This window comes from Microbispora sp. H13382 (assembly GCF_014161445.1).
Classification (GTDB): Bacteria; Actinomycetota; Actinomycetes; order Streptosporangiales; family Streptosporangiaceae; genus Microbispora.
In genome coordinates this window covers 126,376-139,498 of the sequence record NZ_JABBXA010000023.1, presented here as the reverse complement: position 1 = coordinate 139,498, position 13,123 = coordinate 126,376, and the positions used below count along the sequence as shown (strand labels likewise).

The window sequence follows — 13,123 nt, the reverse complement described above, 5'->3', positions numbered from 1 at the left end:
GGGCATGAGGGCCTTTCTGGTTGGCGTGTAGATGTCGCAATCCACACCAAACCGAAGGCCCTCACCCAATTACAAGGTCATCAACGCGTGTCGCCCCGTACCTAACCTCTGTGGTCAGTACAGCTAGCCGGCGGCAGATCCGTGAGCCGGAGCGGATCAGGTGACCCCGGGGCGGATCAGGTGGACCGAGGACGCGATCAGTGGGCCTCCCCCGAGAGCAGCCGCACCCACAGCTCCCGCATCCGAGCGGAGACGAGCCGTTCGCTCTCGCGGATCTCCATCTTCACGCCCCGTTTCGTCCGCCGGATGAACATCAGCCCGCCGGCCGAGCACAGCTCGTAGATCGTCGCCTTGCACTCACACGTGTGCCTGTGCACCCGCACGCGGTCACTGCGGTTGGTGGGTTTCGACCACGCGATTTTCTGGTGCCTGTCCCTCGGAGGGCTGGCATGGATGCCGTGATAGGGCGGCGGGAGGGGAATATCGACGCCTGGCCGCTTAGCGGCAATATCACCCATTAGCGGCCCTTTCAGCAGGCAAAGTTGGAGTCACAGGCCATCTCCGTCACTCTCGGTTGCCCGGCGAATACGCCAAGATTTGGAAGACCCGTCACCCCCTCAGGGATGGATTGATGGCAAACTCTGATCCGGTCTACCTGCGCGTAGTCGAGGACATTCGCCGCCAGATCGTCGACGGCACGCTCCCCCCGGGCGCACCGATCCCCTCGCGGCACCAGATCACCCGCAAATACAGCGTCGGAGAGACGGCCGCCCGCCACGCGCTGCGCGTGCTCGCGCAGGAGGGCCTCATCATCGGCCGCGTGGGCTCCGGGCACCGGGTGCGGGAGAAACCGATCCTGCTCCCGCTCAACCGCAGCCGTCTCCCCGAACCGCACGCCGCCTTCGTCGGCGACATGCAGGCGGGCGGGCGGCAACCCAGCTGGAGCTGGCGCAGCGAGCTCGCCGACGCCCCTCCCGACATCGCCCGCCGGCTGCGTATCGGGGAGTGCAGCCCGGTGATCCGGACCCGATACGTCTTCCGCGGCGACGGGCGCCCGGTGCAGCTGCTCACGACGTACGAACCGGTCGAGCCCGGGCAGAGTCAGGCGCCCGAGGAGGGCACGTACGAGCGCAGGAGCGCGGCCTTCCGTCTCGCGGCGAGCGGCATGCCGCTCACCGAGATCAGCGAGACCGTGCACGTCCGCGTTCCCCAGCCGACCGAGAGCGACCTGCTGGAGCTGCCCGCCGGTGTCCAGGTGCTCCAGATCGAGCGCACGTACTGGGCCGGCGAGCGGCCGGTGGAGACGAGCGACGCCGTGGTGCCCGGCGACAGGTTCCGCCTGGTCTACGGCATTCCCAGCCCCCTCTGACTGTCGGTGCCCACTGGTACAACCGATCCGGATCCCCCATCCGGAGGTGCCGATGCGCGTCAAGGACATGCCCCTGGGCGACCAGCCGCGTGAGCGGCTGATGGCGTCGGGAGCCGCGGCGCTCGCCGACAGGGAGTTGCTCGCCCTGCTGCTCGGCTCGGGCAGCAGGGGCGTGAGCGCCGTCGAACTCGCCTCCCAGCTCATCGCCCACTGCGGCGACCTCGGCGAGCTGGCCCGATCCGAGGCCCATCGGCTGCTCGCCGTCCCCGGTGTGGGTCCCGCCAAGGCCGCCCGCGTGGCGGCCGCGTTCCATCTCGTACGGCGGGCCCAGGCGGAGCCGGAGCGAAGCCGGATCACCTGCTCGGCCGACATCGCTTCGGCTGCCGCTCCGCTGCTGCACGGACAGCCGCGCGAGCGGCTCGTCGTGGTCGTGTGCGACGGCCGTGGCGCCGTGCTGCGCCGGACCGTGGTCACCGAGGGAGGCAGCGACCACACCCCCGCACCCGTCCGCGACATCGTCACCACCGTCCTCCTGTCCGGCGGGGCCGCCTTCGGCCTCGCCCACAACCACCCGAGCGGGTCGCTCGACCCCAGCCCCGCCGACGTCGAGGTCACGGCCCGCCTCCACGAGGCCGCCGACACCGTCGGCCTCCGCTTCCTCGACCACGTGATCGTCACCGACACCGCCTGGCGCCGAGTCCCTTGGCCTCCCTCTGGAAATGCATAGATGCATAGTACGTCTAGTTGTATTGCCTTGCCCAGGACAAAGCACGACGCCTAACCAGACATAGCCATACAGATAGCCTTGTAATGGGTCGTCTAGGCTTCGGGCGTGCTCGACCACGACGGTGACACGCATCTGTACGTGCAGATCGCCGAGATCATCCGGCAACAGATCCAGCGCGGGGACCTCCCGCCTGGACACCCCATTCCGAGCGAGGCCGCCATCCAGAGTGAGTTCGGCGTGGCCCGGACCACGGCACGCCGCGCCTTCCACATACTGCGGGAAGAAGGCTTGATCTACACGGTGCAGGGTGAGGGCACGTTCGTGACCTCACCGGACACCGCGCTGCGAGAGCCGCGGAAGATTCCGATGTACCGGAAGATCGCAGACGACATCGTCGATGGAATTCGCAACGGCGACCTGAGTCCGCGTCGTCCCAGACCAAGCGAGACGGCGCTGGTCCAGAAGTACGAGGTGGCACGCGAGACGGTACGCAGGGCGATCGGCCGTCTCCGCGAGCAGGGCTGGGTCTACACCGTCCCGCAACGAGGGAGCTTCGTGTCACCTGAGGACAAGTGGCCGGCGGATTAGCGGTTTCCGTCGTCTAGTCGTCCCGGTCGGTCTACGGTCGATCCATGCTTGACCGTGACGGACCGGTACCGGTCTACAAGCAGATCGCCGAACTGATCCAGGAACAAATCCGCCGGGGCGAGTTGGTCGACGGTGATGCCATCCCCAGCGAGACGGAGATGGAGGCCGAATACGGGGTGGCTCGCCCCACGGCACGGCGAGTCGCCCGAGAACTGAGGGAGCTCGGTCTCGTTCGTACCGTGCAGGGAATGGGGACCTTCGTCGGAGACGGCACCGTCTACCGTCCCCGACGTAAGCCGCCGCTGTACGAGCTGATCGCGAGAGAGGTCGCGGAGCGCATCGAGCGCCGTGAGCTGAAACCGAACCGGCCGATCCCGAGCGAGAAGTCACTCATGCAGCAGTACGGCGTGGCCAAGATAACCGTGCGACAGGCCGTCGGACTCCTTCGGGACCAGGGCTACGTCTTCACCGTCCCCCATCGCGGTTCCTACGTGTGCGCACCGGAGAACTGGCCGAAGGACACACCTCGGCATTACGCGGGCCGGAACGGCCGACAAGATCTCGACGGAGAGGGATCGCGTTTTCACCCTTCGTGATCCGCTCAGCGCCCTACGGTGTCGCGCATGCCACAAACTAATGAGCGCGTCGACGCCGTCGAACGGGACATCGCCGAGATCAGGAGCGAGAAACCACGCAAGGGGCAGGACGAGTTCCGCGAGATGGCGGAGTGGTTCCGCTCCGCCCGCCGCATCCTGCTCGTGGAGGCACAGGCCCAGAAGGCGTGGCGCGAAGAGATGTCCCGCATGATCGACCGGGTGATCGCCAAGAGCGAGGGCCTCGAAGCGTAGCCGCGATCGTCAGGTGACTCCCCCATTCCCCTCCGCGCTTCCTCGGGCATGAGGGGGGAGTCGCCTGACGAGGCCCACGTTCCACCGGCTGCCGTCGGCGAAAGGGCAGACGGGACGCTCAGGCAGCGGGGTCCGTACGCCGATTCACGTATGCGCACGGCCATCCTCGGGCGGATGCCGGAGCAGCGTGCGCCTGCGAGGCTCCGGGCTATGCACAGGCGAACGGCATGGGCGATCCTCATCGTCGCGGTCATCACGACTTCCGTGCTCGTCTATCCGTACCTGCGCCTCGACGTCGACGACAGCCGCCTCGATGTGCGCAACGGCCTGCACTACTCCGTTCTGGTCGGCCATATCTGGACCGCCGCGGTCGCGCTCGTGCTCGGTCCCCTGCAGTTCATGCCCACGGTGCGGGCACGCAGGCGGGTCCACCGGACGCTCGGCCGGGTCTATCTCCTCGCGGGCGTTCTGCCGTCCGCGGTGGCCACGATCCCGGTCGCGCTGTGGTCGGGCCGCCTCATGACACAGATCGGCCTCACGACCGCGGCCGTCCTATGGCTGATCACCGGTGGCCTCGCGTACCGAGCCGCCCGCCGGCGCGACTTCGCCGCCCACCGCGACTGGATGATGCGCAACTACGCCCTGACGTTCCTCGCGGTCACCGCGCGCGTCCTCGTTCCCCTGCTCCTGCTGGTCCAGATCCCCTTCCGCGGGGCCGATCCGGGATCGCTGGGAGATCTCGCGACCTCCATGATCCCGATCGGTCAGACACTGGGCTGGATCGTCAACCTGGTCGTGGTCGAAAGCATCATCAAAAGGCGCCCGTCCGAAGCCCGCCGGGTGGAACGGCTCAGTTGATGAGGGCCATGGCCTTGTCGGTCAGGCCCGCCGGGGCCGTCTTCGGGCTCCCGGCGTCGAAGGGCGGCTGCGGGTCGTACTCGATCGCGAGCTGAACGGCCTGCGCCGTCTCCTTGTCCCGCATCGCGGCCAGCAGAGTCAGCGCCATGTCGATGCCCGACGACACGCCCGCCGCCGTCACGACCTTGCCGTCGATGACCACGCGCTCGCTGACCGGCTCGGCGCCGAACCCGGCGAGCTGGTCGAGCCACCCCCAGTGGGTCGTCGCCCTGCGGCCCTTCAGCAGCCCCGCCGCGCCCAGCAGGAACGAGCCGCTGCACACCGAAGTCGTCCACCGCGTCCGCTCGTGCACCCGTGCGATCCAGCTGAGCAACTCCGAGTCGGACAACGCCTCGATCGTCCCGGGTCCTCCGGGCACGACGACCACGTCCGGCGCCAGCAGGTCGCCGTACGACGCGGTGGCCGCGAGGCTCAGGCTGCCCCGGTCGTCGAGCACCGGCCCCGGCTCGGCCGCGACGAACGTGACCGTGCAGCCCGGCGCGAAGGCCAGCACCGTGTACGGCCCGACGGCGTCGAGCGCGGTGAAGCGGGGATAGAGGGGGATCGCGATGTTCATCAGAAACCTCCGAGGAGACCCCCGCCTTCAGGCGGGGGAGGAATCGGACTCCCTGCGGAGCAGGGCAGGGGTAGGTGTTTCGACGCCAGGCCGTACGAACAAACGTGCGGTTCTGGCCGTGATCGAGTGGCATGATGTGCGGCATGGCGCGGATCGTGAAGCGGGCCTACAAGTACCGCTTCTACCCGACCCCCGGGCAGGCCGGCGAGTTCGCCCGGACGTTCGGGTGTGTGCGCCTGGTCTACAACAAGGCTCTGGAGGAGCGGACCCGCGCCTACACCCTTCAGGGCCGCCGCGTCTCCTACGAGGAGTCCTCGTCCATGCTCACGGCGTGGAAGCGTACGGAGGAGCTGGCGTTCCTGGGCGAGGTGTCGTCGGTGCCGTTGCAGCAAGCCCTGCGTCATCTGCAGGCGGCGTTCGCGAACTTCTTCGCTAAGCGAGCCGAATACCCCACCTTCAAGTCCCGCAAGAAGACGCGGGCGTCGGCGGAGTACACCCGCAGCGCGTTCCGCTGGCGTGAGGGCCGGCTGTGGCTGGCGAAGATGGACGGCCCGCTGGACATCGTGTGGTCGCGTCCGCTGCCGGAAGGCGCGCAGCCGTCCACGGTGACCGTCTCCCGGGATGCGGCCGGGCGGTGGTTCGTGTCCATCCTCGTGGAGGAGACGATCCGACCCCTCGACCCCGCGGAGCACATGGTCGGTGTGGACGCGGGGATCACGAGTCTGCTCGCCCTGACTCGCCCGATCGACGGCCTGACCGACGAGGACGGCAAGGTCGCGAACCCCCGGCTTGAGCGGGTCGACCGCGAGCGCCTGGCCAGGGCGCAGCGGGCGCTGTCCCGCAAAGTCAAGGGGTCGAACAACCGGGCCAAGGCCCGGCTGCGGGTCGCCCGCGTGTACGCGCGGATCAGCGACCGCCGCCGGGACTTCCTGCACAAGCTGACCACTCGGCTCGTCCGTGAGACCCAAACGGTCGTGATCGAGGACCTCACCGTGCGGAACATGCTCAGGAACGGCTCGCTCGCCCGCGCCATCTCCGATGCCTCCTGGCGGGAACTGCGGTCCATGCTGGAGTACAAAACGGTTTGGTACGGGCGGGAGCTGCTGGTCGTGGACCGGTGGTTCCCCTCCTCCAAGCTGTGCTCGGCCTGCGGGGTGTTGGCCGAGTCGATGCCGCTGAACGTCCGGACCTGGCGATGCGCCTGCGGCACGGTCCACGACCGGGACGTCAACGCCGCCAAGAACATCCTCGCCGCCGGGCTGGCGGAGAGGTAAAACGCCTGTGGAGCTGGTGTAAGACCTCAACGAGAGCCCTCTCGGACGGGGCGACCGGCAGTGAAGCAGGAAGCCTGACCGGCGACGGTTGGAATCCCCCTCGTTCACGAGGGGGAGGATGTCAAGCTCTGCTGCTTTCCTTCGATCGGAACCGGCGACGGTAGTCGCCGGGTGAGACGCGCCAATGGCGGCGGAAGACGCGATAGAGGGTCTCGGGAACGCCGAGTCCCGACTCCCTGGCCACCCTGTCGAGAGGATGAGCGGTGGTCTCCAGCAGCCGCCGCGCCGCGTCGGCCCTGCTGCGTTCGACGTACCTGCCGGGTGAGACCCCGGTCTGCTCGGTGAAGACGCGGGAGAAGTGCCGCTCGCTCATCCCCGCCCGCCGGGCGAGCGCGGGAACGCTCAGGTCCTCGGCAGGGTTGGCGTCGATGAACGCCTGGATCTCGCGCAGCGGCTCGGCGCGTGGGACGGCGGCCCGCATGGGGGCGCTGAACTGGCTCTGCCCGCCCGGACGGTGCAGATACACCACAAGTCCGCGGGCGACGTTGCGGGCGAGCGCGTGACCGTGGTCGTCGGCCACGAGCGCCAGTGCGAGGTCCACTCCTGAGCTGACCCCTGCCGAAGTCCAGACGTTCCCGTCGCGGATGTAGATGGGATCGGCGTCCACCTCGACGTCCGGATAGCGATCGGCCATCTCTCTCGCTACCAGCCAGTGGGTGGTCGCGCGCCTGCCGCCCAGCAGTCCCGCCTCCGCGATGAGGAAGCTGCCGTTGCAGACCGAGGCGACCCGCCGGGCCCCTGCCGCCAGCCGTGCGACGCCCGCGACCAGCTCCCGATCGCGCAGGTGCTCCGGCACCGAGAGCCCGCCCACGACCATCAGCGTGTCGATCGGCCCCGCGACCTCGCCCAGCGGTGTCTCCGCGAGCGTCGCGATCCCGTTCTGGGCCGGTACGGCCCCGGCACGCACGGCCGTCACCTCGACCCGGTAGCCGGGCTCGGGCACGAGCAGGTTCGCCGTGGTGAAGACGTCGGCCGGCCCGGCGAGGTCGAACATCTGAAAGCCATCGAAGATCACGATGACCACGCGTCGCTGCATGCCTCAATGCTTGCGAGCAGGCCTTCACGGCGTCAACGACACGGATATTGCAGATTACGCCATCGCCTCTTGGTCGAGGACGGCAGCGGCCACCGGTGCGACCGCCGTGGCAAGCCCAGCCGAGCGCCCGGAACCGGAGCGCTTGTTAGATTTGAATAGGTCTCTGCGGTGCTGTCGTATATCGGAGCGCCAAGGAGGTGGCCAGGACGATGCCGAGCGCTCGAGAACTCAAAGACAGACTCTTCGCCGCGATCAACCGTCACGACCTCTATGACGTGCTGGACTGTTACGCGCCCAATGCCGTGTATGTCAGCCCCACGGGCATTGCGGAGGGCCGTGAGCAGATCGCATGGAGCTACGAGGACCTTTGCAAGGTCTTCCCCGACATTCGCTACACGGCCTGGTACAAGGCACCCTGCGAAGACCCCGCCTTCACCGAGTACACGATGACCGGTACCCACATGGGCCCGCTCCTGCTGCCAGGCGGCCGGGTGGCGGCCGCAACGGGTCGTCGTATAACGGTCCGGGGCAGTTGTGCCTGCGCGGTCGAGAACGGCAAGATCATCACCGATCGGGACTACTACGACCAACTGGAGCTCTACTCCCAGCTCGGCATCCGCCTCGAACCGCCACCGGACTCCTGACCGGCGCGGCCTGCTCGGCTACGACCTCCCGCCGGGCCTGCTCCGTTGATCTCCACTGCACCGGGCCGAGCCCGGGCCGAGGAGAGACACCGCGAGCGACCGCAGTCCGGCGCGAGCCGCTCGGATTCCGGTGGACCCCTCCCTGTCCGGCGCTCGCGCACACGTCATGAACCTGAACGCCGCAAGCGGCGCGTACGCCGAGTACGTGGCGGCGGGCGCGGGTGCTCTCACCTCATTCCCGGCGAGGTGACGGCGTTCCCGGCGAGGTGACGGCGACGGACGCCGTCGCCGATCTTCCCGACGATCGGCTGCAGTTGTTCGCCACCCGCGCCCACCCGGCTCTGCCGGATGAGGCGCGTAAGGCTCTGACATGATCGAGGAGGGCCTCGCGCTGGTGCCCGCCGCTCTGACCGGCGGTCCGCCCGGGCCGTACGGAGTGCAGGCCGCTATCGCCGCTTTGCACGATAAAGCAGCTGATCTGGCAACTACCGATTGGCCGCAGATCGTGGCCCTTTACGAAGTAATGCTCGCGCTGGACCCGTCCCCGTCATCGCCCTCAACCGGGCGGCGGCCGTGGCGATGCGCGACGGCCCGGAAGCGGCCCTGGCACTGCTCGACGAGCTGACCGACGAGGAGCGGCTGCGTGGGGCTACCCCGGCGGACCTGCTGCAGCGACTCGGACGACTCGCCGAGGCCGCGGCGGCCTACCGCCGAGCCCTCGATCTGGCCGGCACCGAACCCGAACGGGCCCACCTGCGACGCAGGATCGGCGAAACCGAGTCCCCCGCCCCGAACGGCCCGAACCGCGCGATGGACCCCTGACGCCCGGCCTCCCTGCGCGTCGCCGTCGAGCGGACCCGGCTCGCCTGCCGGCACGACGCCGGTGGTTACGAGGCGCGAGCTTCGCCTCAGGCGGCAAGCAACTGGGCCACGACGACGACGTTGCCGTACAGGTCGGCGAAGTGCAGGGAGCGGCTGTCGGGGTCCTCACGCTCGTCCCAGATCCGTACGCCGTGCTCGCGCAGCCGCTTGGCGACCACGTCGAGATCGGCGGTGTAGAGGACGAGCAGCGGCTGCCCGCCGGTCTGCCTGCCGACGAGCTCACGCTGCCGCTCGGAGGTGATCGGCATCAGCCACAGCCCCACCCCCTCCTGCCCGGGCAGCCCGATATGCAGAAAGCGATAGCCGCCCTCCACGTAGTCGTGCAGGACGGCGAAGCCGAGCACGTCGCGGTAGAAGGCCAGCGCCTCGTCGGCGTCGTCGACGAGCACCACCATGCGGCCGATCGCGGAGAAGAGAGCGTCATCCGTGGCCATGGGCCGCACCCTAGTTCGCGCCTCCGACATTCCATCGGTCGGCCGGGACCCGATCACGCGCCGTGGACGTCCCCGAAAGGATCCACGATGGGCCCCACGAGCATCGGGCGGGCGAGCATGTCCTCCGTGAACGGGACCCCGGTGATCTTCGCCGCCAGGGCGAACCCCCTCGGCACGGCGGTGTCGTGGTTGTCCTCCCAGGCGGCGTCCCACGCGGCCTCGTCCTCCGGCCTGTCCAGTCCCATCCCCAGCTCGCGCATGTAGGCGTCGAGCCGGTCGGGGTCGGAGCCGTAGCGCTCGTACGGGTGCCGCGGCCGATACGCGGTGACGATCGTGCCGTCGATCGCGTATTCGAAGCCGTGGTCGGCGGCGTAGTCGTGACGGGTGACCGCCACCACCTCGCAGCCTCGTGACAGCCTGGGCAGCACCTCGTGGAGCGTGACCATCCAGCCGAAGGGCTCGATGGCCACGCACCACTCGCCGGCCTGGAAGACGCCCACATGGCCGCCGCCGTCTCCGCCGTCCGTGTCCTCGACGAACTCGTACACCTTGTCGTCGAGCTCGGCGAAGCCGGACTCCCGGCCGGAGTCCTCGCCACGGCTGAAGCGGCGCACGACCTCCGCCGGGTCGAGCCCGCGGAAGAAGGCCACGCTGAAGATCACGCCCAACGGGCCGCCGCCCTCGCTCTCGGGCACGTTGAGCCATTGGAACGGGGCCAAGGGATCGGTCGTCGTCATGCGGGCCAGGGTGGCAGGTCGTACCGACAGATCCACCTGAGCGAGCGTCACTCCTCGCCGGAGAACCGCTCCCAGGCGGACTGCCGGGTCATGCCGAGCGCCGCGCCGATCCTCGCCCAGGTGGCGCCCCGGTCACGCGCCCGCTGAACCCAGACTCGCAGGTTGTCCTCGACCTGTGCGCTCACCGCGGCGATCCGCGGCAGGAACTCCAGGATCTGCTCGACCGTCATGCTCTCGGTGTAGGAGATGTCCGGCGTCTCGACGGGCTGAGCCGCCAGGATCTCGGCGCAGAGCCCGACGCACTCGTTGCAGATGTGGACGCCGGCACCGGCGATCATCTTGGCCACGGCGGTCTTCGGCTTGGAGCAGAACGAGCAGCGGATGTCCTGTTCCGCCAGAGAAGGAGCCGGCATGTCGCCTCCAAGGGATGTCCTGTCAGGCTGTTCCTGACGATCGGCACCGAGCCTAGGTCGTCAGGAGTAGCCTGACAATAGATCATCTGGAAAGCGATGTTTCCCGCGCCCTCGTCCCCGGGTCAGCTCTTGGGGCCGAAGGCGTGCGGGACCTCTCCCTTACGTCCGCAGCGCGGGCAGGGGCGGTATCGCCCGGACCACCAGGTGGCCTTGAGCGTGCCGCTGCCCTTGCACTTGCGGCATTTGGACAGGTAGTTGCGGACGTAGTCGGAGACGAGCCAGAGCCGAAGAAGGCTGCGACGAGAACGAGAACGGTCTGCGAATCCACCATGGCTCCGTAGTTCGGGGGACGACCGGCGACGAACACGCCGCCGTACGGAAGCCGGTCGCGCGGGGGCGCGGTCACCGTCACTCACCGGCCGGGCGACGCGGTGCGGGAGGCGGTCACGGGTTCTCACCCGCGCCGGCGAGGGACCTCGCATCGCCGCCTCCGTCAGCACTGGTCGCACGGGAGAGGACGCCGCACGGCCTCGGGCCGGTGACAACCTGGCCCTGTTTCATTGGAATCACAGGTCATTGGAATCACAGGCCGTTGGAGTCACAGGCCTCCGGGTCGCGGCCCTCAGACCCGCTCGGGCTGGAGCGCCGCCGCCTGCTCCACGTCCGCCCGAGGTTGGGCGCCGCGCCGCCGCAGGACGACGAGCGCGACCGCGAAGGCGGAGATCAGCAGGGCGAGGGAGACGGTGAAGGCCAGCCGGTAGCCGCCGGTCAGCGCGACCGCCTCGCTCGCCCCGCCCGCCAGCAGCCCCTCCGTACGGGTGGCGGCGAGCGTGGACAGCAGCGCGACGCCGGCGGCCATTCCGGCCTGCTGGGTCGTGTTGAACACCCCCGAGACCAGGCCCGCGTCGTCGGAGCGGGCGGCGGACATGCCGAGCGTGGTCAGCGCCGGAAGCACCAGTCCCCCGCCCATGATGAGCACCATCACGGGGAGCAGGTCGGTCAGGTAGCGGGCGTCGACCGGGACACGGGTGAGCCAGGCCATCGCGCCGATCAGGAGCACCAGGCCGCCCAGCAGTACGGCACGCGCGCCGAACCGGGTGCTGAGCCGCGGGGACACGAACAGCGACACCCCCGCGATGGACAGCGCCGCCGGGAGCATGGCCAGGCCGGTGCCGAGCGCGTCATACCGGAGCACCTGCTGCATGAACAGCGCGACGACGACCTGGAAGGCGAACATCGCACCCAGCGTCAGGATCTGCACGAGGTTGGCCCCCGCGACGGCCCGCGAGCGGAGGATCCGCAGCGGCATGAGAGGCGTCCGGGCGGTCGCCTGCCGGACGACGAACGCGGCCAGCAGCGCGAGCGACACCGCGCCGAACCACAGGGAGCGCGGGCCGAACCGCTCGATCTGGACCACGCTGTAGATGCCCAGCATGAGACCGGCCGTGACGAGCAGGGCGCCCAGACCGTCCGCGCCCGCCGACAGGCCGAGCCCTCGATCGGCCGGCAGCGCCCGGACCGCCAGCGCGATCGTGACGACGCCGATCGGCACGTTGATCAGGAAGATGTAGTTCCAGCCCATCGTGTCGGTGAGGACCCCGCCGAGCACCTGGCCCAGCGACGCCCCGGCGGCGCCGGTGAAGCTGAACACGCCGATGGCCTTGGCCCGCTCCCCCGCGTCCGTGAAGGTCGTCACCAGGATGCCGAGCACGACCGCCGAGGCCATGGCGCTGCCGACGCCCTGGAGGAACCGGGCGCCGATCAGCATCCCCGGCCCGGTGGCGGCTCCAGCCAGCAGGGACGCGGCGGCGAAGACGGCGTTGCCCGCGAGGAACATGATCCGGCGGCCGATCAGGTCGCCCAGACGACCGGCCAGCAGGAGCAGGCCGCCGTACGCGATGAGATAGGCGTTGACGGTCCAGCTCAGCTCGGCGGGCGCGAAGCCGAGATCCCGCTGGATGGCGGGCATGGCCACGGTCACGATGCTGCCGTCGAGGACCGTCATCAGCATCGTGGCGGACAGCACACCTAGCACGAGCCGGCGGGATCGGGATATGCGCGACATGGGGTCGCCTCCTGTTCATGAGGAACAGGACCGACCGTAGCAGATAGTTTTGTTATAGACGATCCCTTACGGACCAATCAGCCGCGCTGGCGTGCTCGCCGGATCGGCCGCGGCGCCTCGACCGGAGCGGCCAGATGCCCCGTGACCAGCCGGTTCAGCGCGCGGACGAGCACCTCCGCCTCCTCGTCGGGCAGCGACCCGAGCGCGGCCCGGTGGACCCCGTCGACGATCTTCTGGCTCCGCTCCGCCATCTCCGCACCCTTCTCGGTGACCGCGACGATCCGGGCTCGCCGGTCCGTGCTGGACGGGCGCCGCTCGGCGAGGCCGGCCTCCTCCAGCGCGTCGAGGGTGACCACCATCGTGGTCTTGTCCATGTCGCCGAGCTCGGCGAGCTGGATCTGCGTGCGCTCCTCCTCCAGCGCGTGGACGAGCACGCAGTGCATGCGCGCCGTCAGACCGATCTCGGCGAGGGCGGCCGCCATCCGCGTACGCAGCACGTGACTGGTGTGATCGAGCAGGAAGGACAGGTCGGGCTCGTTACGCGAGGGTGCCATGGCGGTCATACGCCCAGG

Annotated in this window: 16 protein-coding genes and 1 pseudogene; 9 read left to right on the top strand and 8 right to left on the bottom strand. The window is 69.2% G+C overall.

What is annotated here, in order from left to right; all coding sequences use genetic code 11:
* Positions 1 to 197: 197 nt before the first annotated feature.
* Positions 198 to 383, bottom strand: a complete 186-nt coding sequence (locus tag HHX41_RS41310) for a hypothetical protein (RefSeq protein ID WP_249349542.1) — start codon at positions 381 to 383, stop codon at positions 198 to 200.
* Positions 384 to 631: 248 nt separating this feature from the next.
* Here HHX41_RS41310 and HHX41_RS33910 point away from each other — a divergent pair, with 248 nt between their 5' ends.
* The 6 genes from HHX41_RS33910 (at position 632) to HHX41_RS33885 (ending at position 4,390) form a co-directional block, all read left to right on the top strand.
* Positions 632 to 1,369, top strand: a complete 738-nt coding sequence (locus HHX41_RS33910) for a GntR family transcriptional regulator (protein WP_169979506.1) — start codon at positions 632 to 634, stop codon at positions 1,367 to 1,369.
* A 52-nt stretch (positions 1,370 to 1,421) separates the two neighbouring features.
* On the top strand, positions 1,422 to 2,096 hold the full coding sequence (locus HHX41_RS33905; protein WP_182909198.1) for a RadC family protein: 675 nt from the start codon (positions 1,422 to 1,424) through the stop codon (positions 2,094 to 2,096).
* Positions 2,097 to 2,201: 105 nt separating this feature from the next.
* Positions 2,202 to 2,684, top strand: coding sequence for a GntR family transcriptional regulator (locus HHX41_RS33900; RefSeq protein WP_182909197.1), 483 nt, complete (start codon positions 2,202 to 2,204; stop codon positions 2,682 to 2,684).
* A 44-nt stretch (positions 2,685 to 2,728) separates the two neighbouring features.
* Positions 2,729 to 3,280: a GntR family transcriptional regulator gene (locus HHX41_RS33895; protein ID WP_182909196.1), complete on the top strand. Its 552-nt coding sequence runs from the start codon at positions 2,729 to 2,731 to the stop codon at positions 3,278 to 3,280.
* 27 nt (positions 3,281 to 3,307) lie between these two features.
* A complete protein-coding gene (locus tag HHX41_RS33890; protein WP_182909195.1) occupies positions 3,308 to 3,532 on the top strand; it encodes a hypothetical protein in 225 nt (74 codons plus the stop codon).
* A 210-nt stretch (positions 3,533 to 3,742) separates the two neighbouring features.
* Entirely contained in the window at positions 3,743 to 4,390 is a 648-nt protein-coding gene (locus tag HHX41_RS33885) for a DUF2306 domain-containing protein (RefSeq protein ID WP_182909194.1), read from the top strand.
* On the opposite strand, the gene HHX41_RS33880 is transcribed toward HHX41_RS33885, so the two are convergent.
* Complete coding sequence (locus HHX41_RS33880; protein ID WP_182909193.1) at positions 4,383 to 5,006, bottom strand: DJ-1/PfpI family protein; 624 nt, start codon at positions 5,004 to 5,006, stop codon at positions 4,383 to 4,385. The two genes, HHX41_RS33885 and HHX41_RS33880, sit on opposite strands and share 8 nt — an antisense overlap.
* A 143-nt stretch (positions 5,007 to 5,149) precedes the next feature.
* Here HHX41_RS33880 and HHX41_RS33875 point away from each other — a divergent pair.
* Positions 5,150 to 6,358: pseudogene (locus HHX41_RS33875) on the top strand (RNA-guided endonuclease InsQ/TnpB family protein).
* A 43-nt stretch (positions 6,359 to 6,401) separates the two neighbouring features.
* On the opposite strand, the gene HHX41_RS33870 reads toward HHX41_RS33875, so the two are convergent.
* On the bottom strand, positions 6,402 to 7,376 hold the full coding sequence (locus tag HHX41_RS33870) for a GlxA family transcriptional regulator (protein WP_182909191.1): 975 nt from the start codon (positions 7,374 to 7,376) through the stop codon (positions 6,402 to 6,404).
* Between the two features lie 197 nt (positions 7,377 to 7,573).
* Here HHX41_RS33870 and HHX41_RS33865 point away from each other — a divergent pair, with 197 nt between their 5' ends.
* Complete coding sequence (locus HHX41_RS33865; protein ID WP_310742305.1) at positions 7,574 to 8,020, top strand: nuclear transport factor 2 family protein; 447 nt, start codon at positions 7,574 to 7,576, stop codon at positions 8,018 to 8,020.
* A gap of 573 nt (positions 8,021 to 8,593) precedes the next feature.
* Positions 8,594 to 8,842, top strand: a complete 249-nt coding sequence (locus tag HHX41_RS41305; RefSeq protein WP_259401503.1) for a hypothetical protein — start codon at positions 8,594 to 8,596, stop codon at positions 8,840 to 8,842.
* 86 nt (positions 8,843 to 8,928) lie between these two features.
* Here the strand turns inward: HHX41_RS41305 and HHX41_RS33855 are convergent, their stop codons facing one another.
* The 5 genes from HHX41_RS33855 to HHX41_RS33835 form a co-directional block, all read right to left on the bottom strand.
* Entirely contained in the window at positions 8,929 to 9,336 is a 408-nt protein-coding gene (locus HHX41_RS33855) for a VOC family protein (RefSeq protein WP_169979520.1), read from the bottom strand.
* Positions 9,337 to 9,389: 53 nt separating this feature from the next.
* Positions 9,390 to 10,073, bottom strand: coding sequence for a DUF6461 domain-containing protein (locus HHX41_RS33850; RefSeq protein ID WP_182909190.1), 684 nt, complete (start codon positions 10,071 to 10,073; stop codon positions 9,390 to 9,392).
* A gap of 47 nt (positions 10,074 to 10,120) precedes the next feature.
* Complete coding sequence (locus tag HHX41_RS33845; protein ID WP_182909189.1) at positions 10,121 to 10,486, bottom strand: ClpX C4-type zinc finger protein; 366 nt, start codon at positions 10,484 to 10,486, stop codon at positions 10,121 to 10,123.
* A 622-nt stretch (positions 10,487 to 11,108) separates the two neighbouring features.
* Positions 11,109 to 12,551 (bottom strand): MFS transporter, encoded by a 1,443-nt coding sequence (locus tag HHX41_RS33840; RefSeq protein WP_182909188.1) that lies wholly within the window; start codon positions 12,549 to 12,551, stop codon positions 11,109 to 11,111.
* A gap of 77 nt (positions 12,552 to 12,628) precedes the next feature.
* Entirely contained in the window at positions 12,629 to 13,114 is a 486-nt protein-coding gene (locus HHX41_RS33835) for a MarR family winged helix-turn-helix transcriptional regulator (protein WP_182909187.1), read from the bottom strand.
* Positions 13,115 to 13,123 lie beyond the last annotated feature (9 nt).

What these genes read in the sequence shown, in the direction of transcription:
- HHX41_RS33845 (WP_182909189.1), bottom strand. Translation starts at nt 10,486, where the DNA reads ATGCCGGCTCCTTCTCTGGCGGAACAGGACATCCGCTGCTCGTTCTGC.
- HHX41_RS33835 (WP_182909187.1), bottom strand. Translation starts at nt 13,114, where the DNA reads ATGACCGCCATGGCACCCTCGCGTAACGAGCCCGACCTGTCCTTCCTG.
- HHX41_RS33855 (WP_169979520.1), bottom strand. Translation starts at nt 9,336, where the DNA reads ATGGCCACGGATGACGCTCTCTTCTCCGCGATCGGCCGCATGGTGGTG.
- HHX41_RS33885 (WP_182909194.1), top strand. Translation starts at nt 3,743, where the DNA reads ATGCACAGGCGAACGGCATGGGCGATCCTCATCGTCGCGGTCATCACG.
- HHX41_RS33890 (WP_182909195.1), top strand. Translation starts at nt 3,308, where the DNA reads ATGCCACAAACTAATGAGCGCGTCGACGCCGTCGAACGGGACATCGCC.
- HHX41_RS33910 (WP_169979506.1), top strand. Translation starts at nt 632, where the DNA reads ATGGCAAACTCTGATCCGGTCTACCTGCGCGTAGTCGAGGACATTCGC.
- HHX41_RS33895 (WP_182909196.1), top strand. Translation starts at nt 2,729, where the DNA reads ATGCTTGACCGTGACGGACCGGTACCGGTCTACAAGCAGATCGCCGAA.
- HHX41_RS33905 (WP_182909198.1), top strand. Translation starts at nt 1,422, where the DNA reads ATGCGCGTCAAGGACATGCCCCTGGGCGACCAGCCGCGTGAGCGGCTG.
- HHX41_RS33880 (WP_182909193.1), bottom strand. Translation starts at nt 5,006, where the DNA reads ATGAACATCGCGATCCCCCTCTATCCCCGCTTCACCGCGCTCGACGCC.
- HHX41_RS33870 (WP_182909191.1), bottom strand. Translation starts at nt 7,376, where the DNA reads ATGCAGCGACGCGTGGTCATCGTGATCTTCGATGGCTTTCAGATGTTC.
- HHX41_RS33850 (WP_182909190.1), bottom strand. Translation starts at nt 10,073, where the DNA reads ATGACGACGACCGATCCCTTGGCCCCGTTCCAATGGCTCAACGTGCCC.
- HHX41_RS33840 (WP_182909188.1), bottom strand. Translation starts at nt 12,551, where the DNA reads ATGTCGCGCATATCCCGATCCCGCCGGCTCGTGCTAGGTGTGCTGTCC.